Raw genomic sequence first — 8,403 nt, 5'->3', positions numbered from 1 at the left:
GTCGAGCTGAGGTTGCCGGCCGATGGGGCCTACGCGTCGGTGCTCCGGACGACCACTGCAGCACTGGACGCCCGCCTCGACTTCACCATCGACGACATCGAGGACCTCCGCATCGCCGTGGGCGAGGCAAGCGCGCTGATCCTGCCCGAGGCGGACCCGAATGCCGATGTGGTGGCACGCTTCCACCTCGGTCTGGGCACGATGACGATCGAGGTCGAGACCGCAGCCATCGACAACCCGGAGCCCGATCGCGAGAGCTTCGCCTGGCAGGTGCTCGACACCTTGACCAGCGATGCACTCGTGGAGTCGGTCGACGGCGTCTTCCGAGTGACCTTCTCGATGACCTCCCAGCTGGCCGCAGGGGCGGCCATGGGCCCGGCAGGTGCAGACCACTGAGATGACGCAACACGCGACGGGGGACGGCGCGATCGTGGACGGCGCGGAGGCTGTCGACGAACTGGCGCCGGTGGAGCTCACCAAGATCGAGGTCACGCGCAAGCTCAGCGCGGAGCTGTTCGTCATCGTCCGCGACGAGGAGCTCTCCGCTGCTGTGCGCACGACCGCGCGCGAGGACCTCGTGCACCTGCACCTCCCCCTGGTGCAGCACTGTGCGCGTCGGTTCCGCAACCGGGGTGAGCCGCACGACGACCTGGTCCAGGTGGGGACGATTGGCCTCATCAAGGCAGTCGACCGGTTCGAGACAGACCGCGGAGTCGAGTTCTCCACCTATGCCACGCCCACGATCATCGGCGAGATCAAGCGCTACTTCCGCGACAAGGGCTGGGCCATCCGGGTCCCTCGCCGGTTGCAGGAGCTCCGGATGCAGATCACCGCGACCACGGCCGAGCTGACGCAGAAGCTGGGTCGGTCACCCACGGCACGAGAGCTGGCAGAGGTGCTCGGCTGCAGCGTGGAAGAGATCATCGAGGGCCTGGAGTCGAGCAACGCCTACTCCACGCTGAGCCTCGACGCGAACGACGGCTCCGACGACTCCCCGCCCAGCATGCTGGACGTCCTCGGGGTCGAGGACCACAACCTGGCCCATGTCGAGGTTCGGGAGTCCCTCAAGCCGCTTCTCGAGGGGCTCGACCCGCGAGAGAAGCGCATCTTGCTGCTGCGCTTCTTCAAGAACATGACGCAGTCGCAGATCGCCGAGGAGATCGGGGTCTCGCAGATGCACGTCTCACGGCTGTTGACCAAGACCCTCAACCAGCTGCGCGCGTCCCTCGAGCAGGACTGAGTGCAGGACCGAGCGCAGGACTGATCCTCAGGATCGTTCGCCCTCGGGGTTGAGCGCCTCCACGCTGGCCGGGTGGAGCAGGCCGGCGATGACGATGGCCGCCACGACGGCCAGGCCGATCGCCACCGGCGTCGTCTGCCCCCCGCGGAGGTTCCAGGCCAGGCCGAGGCCGATCAGCTGAGCCATCAGGATCGGTCCTCGCGCCCACGTCTGACCCCGGGTCACCAGCCACGCGCACGCGATCAGCAGCACGCCGAAAACGGCGAAGAACACCGCCGTGGTCAGCCCCATCGTCACGCGGCTGCCGCTGAGGCTGGACAGCTCGAGCAGCGCCAGGGCGACCATCATCAGGCCCTCGACCCCTGTCAGGGAAGCCGCCGTCACCAGGGGCGGTGGAGCCGATGGCGAGGTCTCGTTGTTCACAACACCAGACTATGCGGACCCCATGCGGTGAGCAGGCACCGATGTAGGGACTTTGTGACACAAGTGACCCTGACAAGGGGTTGTTTATCGGTCCAATTCTTGTCACGCTGTACCTGCGCTCGTGGATGAGTTCGTACTGGTATGCCCAGACCACGGCGCCCGGGCTCCGCTGACCGCCCGCACACAGCCCTGATGTATGACGAAGAGGATCACCCACTCCATGGATTGGCGCTCGCGCTCTGCCTGCCTCGATGAGGACCCGGAGCTGTTCTTCCCGATCGGCAACACCGGTCCGGCCATCCTCCAGATCGAGGAGGCCAAGCAGGTGTGCCGTCGGTGCGAGGTGCGCGAACAGTGCCTCGAGTGGGCCCTTGAGGCCGGTCAGGACCACGGCGTCTGGGGCGGACTCAGCGAGGACGAGCGACGCTCACTGAAGCGACGTACGGCTCGCGCCCGCGTCCGGACCGCCTGAGCGACCCGCGTCTCGGGTCCCGTCCTCAGCTCAGGGGTACGTCGATCTGCACCCTCGCTCCGTGACCAGCTGGGGCGGCACCGATTTCGATCAGCCCTCCAAGCTCTGACTCCACGAGGGTCCGCACGATCGACAGGCCGAGGCTGGTGGATCCGTCCAGGTCGAAACCGCTGGGCAGGCCCACTCCGTCGTCCTGGACGCTGATGTGGAGTCGCCCGACGATCCTGCGCGCGTCGATCAGGATGCGGCCGTCCCGCGCCTCCGTGTCGGGCAGGTCTGGTGGCGCCGGGTAGCCGTGCTCGACCGCGTTCTGCAGCGTCTCGGTCAGCACCATGGCCAGCGCAGTCGCCGTCTCGGAGGGCAGCACCCCGAAGCTGCCCGTGCGCAGCACCTGCACCCGGTCACCCAGGACGCTGACGTCGGTCACCATGCGTCCGAGCCGGTCGGCGATCTCGTCGAAGTCGACGGTCTCCTCCACCGCTTGGCTGAGCGTCTCGTGCACGATGGCGATCGACCCGACGCGGCGTACGGCCTCCTCGAGCGCCGAGCGCGCCTCGGGCTGCGAGGTCCGGCGGGCCTGCAACCGGAGAAGTGCAGCAACGGTCTGCAGGTTGTTCTTCACCCGATGGTGGATCTCGCGGATCGTGGCGTCCTTGGTGACCAGCTCCCGGTCGCGGCGACGGAGGTCGCTGACGTCACGCACCAGGATGACGGCGCCGATCCGCTCCCCGAGAGGGCGTAGCGGGATGCTCCGCACGATCAGCGCGACCTCGTCGGTGGCGACCTCCGTGTCGCGGTCGGCACGACCGCCCAGGACGGCGCTGAGGGACTCCTCGTCCGGCCGGCGACGGGGAGGCACGAGCTCACGGGTGAGGTCGGCGAGCACCAGGTTGGTGAGGTCTCCGTGCAGTCCGAGCCGTCGGTAGACCGAGAGCGCGTTCGGGCTGGCATAGACGACCTTCCCGGCATCGTCGAGACGGAGGAATCCGTCGCCGACCCGCGGGGAGTCCGCATGGCCGCTGCGTTGGCCCGTCGGCGGGAACCAGCCGCCGGCGATCATCTGGGTCAGCTCGGCCGCGGTCTGCAGGTAGGACAGCTCGAGGCGGCTGGGGGTGCGTACGCCGAGCAGGTTGGTGTTGCGAGCGACCAGGGCGATGATGCGACCCGATCGGCGGACGGGGATCACCTCGACACGCACCGGCACGTCGTCGCGCCACTCCGGATCTCCCTCGCGCACCAGGCGACCGAACTCGAAGCTCTCGTCCAGCATCCGTCGGCGACCGACCGGCACGAACGTGCCCATCACGTCGTCGGCCAACGAGGTGGGCCCCGTCGTGGGCCGCATCTGCCCACCCGCCCAGAACCCGCGACCCTCGCGGTCCGGCAACCACAGCACCAGGTCCGCGAACGAGAGGTCGGCAATGATCTGCCAGTCCGCCATCAGCCGGTGGAGCCAGGCGACGTCGTCATCGTCGAGGTCGGTATGCGCCCGGACGAGCTCGAGGAGTGAGGGCACCACGACAGCCTAGTGACTCGTCCCCGTCTCGGGCGTGGGTGACCGCTGGGTTCGACCGGGGAGACAGGTGGCTGGCAAGATGGAGCCATGGCCACTGGGTACTGGCAGGAGATCCTGTCGAAGGGTCTCGCGGTGCCCTCGGACCGACATCTCGAAGATCTCACGGTCGAGCTCACCAGCATGCTGGGATCCCCCGATCCCGAGCAGCGTGACGGCACGGCCTACCCAGCCCTGGCGACGTGGATCGAGCGTGGGATCTACGACGACCTGCTGCCGGGCCTCGGCGACGGCATGGCTGCCGGCCTGACGGTGGGCCTCGGCGAGCGCGGCACCGACTCGGTCTTCCGGCGCAGCTTCTCCGCGCTGGCGCTGGCCGAGTGCCTCGCCCGCGACAACGAGCGCAACATCCTGCCCAGCGATCGTGTCTTCGAGTGGGGCGACCGGATTGCCTCCTGGTACCTCCGCGAGCGCGACACCCGGGGATACGTTCCGGGCAAGGGTTGGGCGCACGCCATCGCCCACGGCGCCGATGCGATCGGCATCCTGGCGCAGTCCCCGCACTTCGCCACCAACGAGCTGACGGTCCTGCTCGACGTGCTCGCTGACCGGCTGCTGATGCCCGGCAGCGACCTGTTGCTGGCCGGCGAGACCGACCGGGTGGCAGCCGCCACCATGCAGATCCTGCGCCGCAACGTCATCAGCCTCAAGATCCTCGAGCCCTGGGTGGCGCGGATCGCGCAGGCCGCCAACCCGTTCAACAGCAGCGGCGAGGACGACCCCTACGCCCTGACCGGCAACGCGCAGGCATTCCTGCGCTCCCTGCACCTCCAGCTCACCCTGGCCGGCGATCCGCCTCCCACGCGGCCCGACCTGATCCTCTCGCTGGTCGATGCCCTGAAGTCGACGAACTTCCCGTTCCTCTCGCTCCCCGCCGCCAGCGCCTGATTCCGACCCCCAGCTCTGGGATGATGCTCTAGCGTTCGGGCATGAGCGAAGAAATTTCGGGCCACAGCGGCGAACTGGCAGTCTCGGTTGCGCGGGCCCATGGCGTGGAGACGATGTTCACCCTGTCCGGCGCCCATGTGTTCCCGATGTACGACGGTGCGGTGAAGGCCGAACCGCCGATGCGCCTGCTCGACGTACGCCATGAGCAGACTGCCGCCTTCGCTGCCGAGGCCACCGGGAAGCTCACCCGGGTACCGGGTCTGGCGGTCCTCACCGCGGGACCCGGCGTCACGAACGGGGTGTCGGCCATCGCTCAGGCCCAGTTCGCCGGCTCGCCGATGGTCGTCGTCGGGGGGCGCGCGCCGAGCAACCGCTGGGGTTCGGGCTCCCTGCAGGAGATCGACCACCTGCCGATCGTGTCCCCGGTGTCCAAGCAGGCGCGGACCATCCACGCCGCGGCCGACGTCGCGGCGGGCTTCGACGACGCCTTCACCGTCGCGCGGTCCTCCCATCGTGGCCCGGTGTACCTCGACATCCCGATGGACGAGTTCTTCAACTCGGGCTCCGGACCGGCCTCCGCCGGCGAGGGCGCCGCCGTCGTCGAGCCGGACTCCGACGATCTGGGGAGGATCGCCGGACTGCTCGCCGAATCGCGCCACCCGCTGCTGATCCTGGGCACCGACGTGTGGGCCGACCGGGCCGAGGAAGCAGGCCTGCGCTTCGTGGAGGCGCTGGGGATCCCGACACTGACCAACGGGATGGGTCGCGGGATCCTCCCCGGGGGGCATCCGCTCCTGGTCACCAAGGCGCGGGGAGCAGCCATCAACGGGGCCGACCTCGTGATCGTCGTGGGCACCCCTCTGGACTTCCGGCTCGGCTACGGCGTCTTCGGGGGCAAGGACGGCGCCACCCCGGCGCGCGTGGTGCACGTTGCGGACTCCCCCGGCCAGCTGGCCAGGCACGCCGAGCTCGCCGCCTCCGCTGCCGGAGACCTCAGCTCGGTCCTGGACGGCGTGGCAACGGCCCTGCAGGCAGGTCGTAGCACGCCTGACTGGTCGGACTGGTCGGACCGGCTCGCCGACCTGGTCCGGGCGGGCATCGCCAAGGACAACGAGCTCCTGACGGCGGAGGCGGACCCGATCCATCCCGCCCGGATCTACGGTGAGCTCGTCCCCCGGCTCGCCGAGGACGCGGTCGTCATCGGCGACGGCGGCGACTTCGTCAGCTTCGCCGGCAAGTTCGTCGAACCCAAGCGTCCGGGCGGCTGGCTCGACCCGGGCCCCTACGGCTGCCTCGGGGCAGGTCTCGGCGCCGCCATCGCCGCCCGACTGGCTCGCCCCTCCTCGCAGGTCGCCCTCCTCCTCGGCGACGGCGCGGCCGGCTTCTCGCTGATGGACGTCGACACGCTCGTACGCCACGACCTGCCCGTCGTGATGGTGATGGGCAACAACTCGGCCTGGGGCCTCGAGAAGGGTCCGATGCAGATGCTCTACGGCTACGACGTCGCGGCCGACCTGGCGAAGGAGACGTCCTACCACGAGGTGGTCAAGGCGCTCGGCGGCGCCGGCGAGAAGGTCAGTGACCCCCAGCAGATCGGCCCCGCCCTCGACCGGGCATTCGACTCCGGCGTGCCGTACCTCGTCAACATCATCACCGACGTCGACGCGGCCTACCCGCGCAGCACGTTCGGCATCTGATGCAGCTGCGGCGAGCGAGGTCCGAGGAGCACGACGCCCTGGGAGAGCTCACGGTGGCGGCCTACGAGGAGTTCACGGGTGGCGCGGAGGACTTCTACGTCGAACGGCTCCGCGACGTCGCGCGCCGCGACCGGGAGGCCGAGGTGTGGGTGGCCGAGGACGAGGACGGTGAGCTCCTCGGCTGCGTCACGTGGTGCCCGCCCGGGTCCCGATGGCGCGAGATCTCCACGCCCGAACAAGGCGAGTTCCGCATGCTGGCTGTTGCTCGCACTGCCCGGGGCCGTGGCGTCGGCGAAGCCCTCATCGGTCTGTGCGAGTCCCTCTCGACGAAGACGGGAGCTACCGAGATGACGATCTCGACGCTGGAGTCGATGGGTGCGGCCCACCGCCTCTATGAACGGCTGGGCTACCGCCGAGCGCCTGGACTCGACTGGGATCCCGCTCCGGGCGTCCACCTGATCGCCTACGCCAAGGAGATGTCGTGAGCGACGCGACGTTGAGCTTCGTGGTGACCCAGGAGGACACTGCCATCGCGATGGGCAGTGGCTCGCTGCCCGTCCTGGGCACTCCCCGGATGCTGGCGTGGTGCGAGGCCGCGACGTGCCGAGCCATCGAGGCGTCACTGCCGGAGGGGTCGACCAGCGTCGGCACGCGCATCTCCCTTGAGCACCTGGCGGCCAGCCCCGTCGGCGCAGCGCTCGAGGTCACGGCGACGAGTGTGTACGTCGACGGGCGGCTCCACCGCTTCTCGGTGGCAGCCCGACACGCAGGGGGTGCGGCGAAGGACACCAAGGTGGTGGCGACCGGCGAGGTCACCCGGGTCGTCGTGGACGCCGAGAGGTTCCTGGCTCGGGTCTGAGTCCCCGACACCGCGTCCAGACGCAACGAACCCCCGGGCCGATGGCCGGGGGTTCGGTGATGCGTGAGCGCGATGCTCAGGCGTTGGGGCGCTTGCCGTGGTTGGCGGCCTTCTTCTTGCGCGCGCGACGCTTACGTCCAGTCTTGCCCATGATGGTCCTCCGTGGATCGATTGCCCTGGCGGGTGCCCATGCAGGGCATCAGCCATCTTCTCAAATCCCGGGCCCCAGTGCGAATCACTGGCAGCGAGTCAGGACTCGGTGATGCGAATCTGCACTTCGCGGATCCGGATCCGCACCCGCTCGCGGAGGTCGTCAGGGGCCGACTCCGAGCAGGACCGGGCGACCACCTGTTTGACGACACGCTGCAGGTCGTACTTCTCCAGGCAGGGTCCGCACTCGTCGAGATGCACCCGGACCTCGGAGCAGTCGGCCTCGTCGAGCTCGTTGTCGAGGAAGAAGACGATGCGCTCGAGGTAGTCGGCGCACTCGGCCTCGCCGGGGCCATTGTCGCCGTGGGAGTGGCTCTGGCTCATGACGTGCCCTCCGTCGCGCCGGACGGGAGGAGGTCGTTGGCTCGCACGTGGTGGGCGAGCATGTCGCGCAGCTGTCGCCGCCCACGGTGCAGCCGGGACATCACGGTGCCGATCGGGGTGTTCATGATCTCGGCGATCTCCTTGTAGGGGAAACCCTCGACGTCGGCGAGGTAGACCGCGAGCCTGAACTCCTCGGGCAGGCGCTGGAGCGCTTCCTTGACCTCGGAGTCGGGGAGGTGCTCGAGCGCCACCATCACCGCCGACTTCAAGCCGGTCGAGCTGTGCGACTCGGCCCGCGCGAGCTGCCAGTCCTCGACGTCCTCCGCCATGGACTGCTGCGGCTGACGCTGCTTCTTGCGGTAGGTGTTGATGTAGGTGTTCGTCAGGATCCGGTAGAGCCACGCCTTGAGGTTGGTGCCCGGCTTGAACTGGTGGAAGGCGGAGTAGGCCTTCGCGAAGGTTTCCTGCACGAGGTCCTCCGCGTCGGCCGGGTTGCGGGTCATCCGCATCGCTGCGCCATACAGCTGATCGAGGAAGGGCAGGGCGTCGCGCTCGAACCGCGCCGAGCGCTCGTCGGCGGTCTCGGTCTCGAGGAGGTCGTCGGAGAAAGAGTCAGTCATCATCTTCCAGACTACCGCCGCATCCTCGTCGTCGATGTCCACGGGGCGTGATCGCATTGCCAGCACGTCAATCTTAACATCGCCTTGCCGGCGATGA

At 68.8% G+C, this 8,403-nt stretch carries 11 protein-coding genes; 7 read left to right on the top strand and 4 right to left on the bottom strand.

Annotation, left to right across the window (positions count from 1 at the left end; genetic code table 11):
• Together JWN68_RS09375 and JWN68_RS09370 are read left to right on the top strand one after the other, a co-directional pair.
• The coding region (locus tag JWN68_RS09375) for an anti-sigma factor (protein WP_297738008.1) at positions 1 to 396 on the top strand (396 nt) is incomplete at its 5' end.
• Position 397: 1 nt separating this feature from the next.
• Positions 398 to 1,240, top strand: a complete 843-nt coding sequence (locus JWN68_RS09370) for an RNA polymerase sigma factor SigF (RefSeq protein ID WP_297738005.1) — start codon at positions 398 to 400, stop codon at positions 1,238 to 1,240.
• 27 nt (positions 1,241 to 1,267) lie between these two features.
• Here JWN68_RS09370 and JWN68_RS09365 read toward each other — a convergent pair whose 3' ends face one another.
• Complete coding sequence (locus JWN68_RS09365; RefSeq protein ID WP_297738002.1) at positions 1,268 to 1,663, bottom strand: hypothetical protein; 396 nt, start codon at positions 1,661 to 1,663, stop codon at positions 1,268 to 1,270.
• 220 nt (positions 1,664 to 1,883) lie between these two features.
• Here JWN68_RS09365 and JWN68_RS09360 point away from each other — a divergent pair, with 220 nt between their 5' ends.
• The gene (locus tag JWN68_RS09360) at positions 1,884 to 2,135 is read left to right on the top strand and encodes a WhiB family transcriptional regulator (protein ID WP_297738021.1); all 252 of its coding nucleotides are present in this window, start codon (positions 1,884 to 1,886) and stop codon (positions 2,133 to 2,135) included.
• A 25-nt stretch (positions 2,136 to 2,160) separates the two neighbouring features.
• On the opposite strand, the gene JWN68_RS09355 is transcribed toward JWN68_RS09360, so the two are convergent.
• Positions 2,161 to 3,651 carry a PAS domain-containing sensor histidine kinase gene (locus JWN68_RS09355; protein WP_297737999.1) on the bottom strand — a complete coding sequence of 497 codons (1,491 nt, stop codon included), beginning with the start codon at positions 3,649 to 3,651 and terminating at the stop codon, positions 2,161 to 2,163.
• Between the two features lie 87 nt (positions 3,652 to 3,738).
• Here JWN68_RS09355 and JWN68_RS09350 point away from each other — a divergent pair, with 87 nt between their 5' ends.
• The 4 genes from JWN68_RS09350 to JWN68_RS09335 are packed head-to-tail and all read left to right on the top strand — an operon-like array spanning position 3,739 to position 7,152.
• On the top strand, positions 3,739 to 4,596 hold the full coding sequence (locus JWN68_RS09350) for a DUF2785 domain-containing protein (RefSeq protein WP_297737996.1): 858 nt from the start codon (positions 3,739 to 3,741) through the stop codon (positions 4,594 to 4,596).
• A gap of 41 nt (positions 4,597 to 4,637) precedes the next feature.
• Positions 4,638 to 6,293, top strand: coding sequence for an acetolactate synthase (locus JWN68_RS09345; RefSeq protein ID WP_297737993.1), 1,656 nt, complete (start codon positions 4,638 to 4,640; stop codon positions 6,291 to 6,293).
• On the top strand, positions 6,293 to 6,778 hold the full coding sequence (locus JWN68_RS09340) for a GNAT family N-acetyltransferase (protein ID WP_297737990.1): 486 nt from the start codon (positions 6,293 to 6,295) through the stop codon (positions 6,776 to 6,778). The genes JWN68_RS09345 and JWN68_RS09340 overlap by 1 nt, the downstream gene beginning before the upstream one ends.
• Positions 6,775 to 7,152, top strand: coding sequence for a hotdog domain-containing protein (locus JWN68_RS09335; protein WP_297737987.1), 378 nt, complete (start codon positions 6,775 to 6,777; stop codon positions 7,150 to 7,152). The genes JWN68_RS09340 and JWN68_RS09335 overlap by 4 nt, the downstream gene beginning before the upstream one ends.
• Positions 7,153 to 7,401: 249 nt before the next feature.
• Here the strand turns inward: JWN68_RS09335 and rsrA are convergent, their stop codons facing one another.
• Together rsrA and JWN68_RS09325 are read right to left on the bottom strand one after the other, a co-directional pair.
• A complete protein-coding gene (rsrA, locus tag JWN68_RS09330; protein WP_297737984.1) occupies positions 7,402 to 7,686 on the bottom strand; it encodes a mycothiol system anti-sigma-R factor in 285 nt (94 codons plus the stop codon).
• Complete coding sequence (locus tag JWN68_RS09325; protein WP_366519781.1) at positions 7,683 to 8,306, bottom strand: sigma-70 family RNA polymerase sigma factor; 624 nt, start codon at positions 8,304 to 8,306, stop codon at positions 7,683 to 7,685. Before JWN68_RS09325 ends, rsrA begins: the two co-directional genes overlap by 4 nt.
• Positions 8,307 to 8,403: the final 97 nt, after the last annotated feature.

The organism is Nocardioides sp. (assembly GCF_025964975.1).
In the GTDB taxonomy this organism is placed as follows: domain Bacteria; phylum Actinomycetota; class Actinomycetes; order Propionibacteriales; family Nocardioidaceae; genus Nocardioides.
Note: the sequence above shows the minus strand (reverse complement) of the source record. Positions and strands in the feature narration are given on the sequence as shown.

Excerpts from the sequence above, each read along its gene's own strand:
- JWN68_RS09345 (WP_297737993.1), top strand. The coding sequence starts at position 4,638 with ATGAGCGAAGAAATTTCGGGCCACAGCGGCGAACTGGCAGTCTCGGTT.
- JWN68_RS09370 (WP_297738005.1), top strand. The coding sequence starts at position 398 with ATGACGCAACACGCGACGGGGGACGGCGCGATCGTGGACGGCGCGGAG.
- JWN68_RS09360 (WP_297738021.1), top strand. The coding sequence starts at position 1,884 with ATGGATTGGCGCTCGCGCTCTGCCTGCCTCGATGAGGACCCGGAGCTG.
- JWN68_RS09340 (WP_297737990.1), top strand. The coding sequence starts at position 6,293 with ATGCAGCTGCGGCGAGCGAGGTCCGAGGAGCACGACGCCCTGGGAGAG.
- rsrA (WP_297737984.1), bottom strand. The coding sequence starts at position 7,686 with ATGAGCCAGAGCCACTCCCACGGCGACAATGGCCCCGGCGAGGCCGAG.
- JWN68_RS09350 (WP_297737996.1), top strand. The coding sequence starts at position 3,739 with ATGGCCACTGGGTACTGGCAGGAGATCCTGTCGAAGGGTCTCGCGGTG.
- JWN68_RS09325 (WP_366519781.1), bottom strand. The coding sequence starts at position 8,306 with ATGACTGACTCTTTCTCCGACGACCTCCTCGAGACCGAGACCGCCGAC.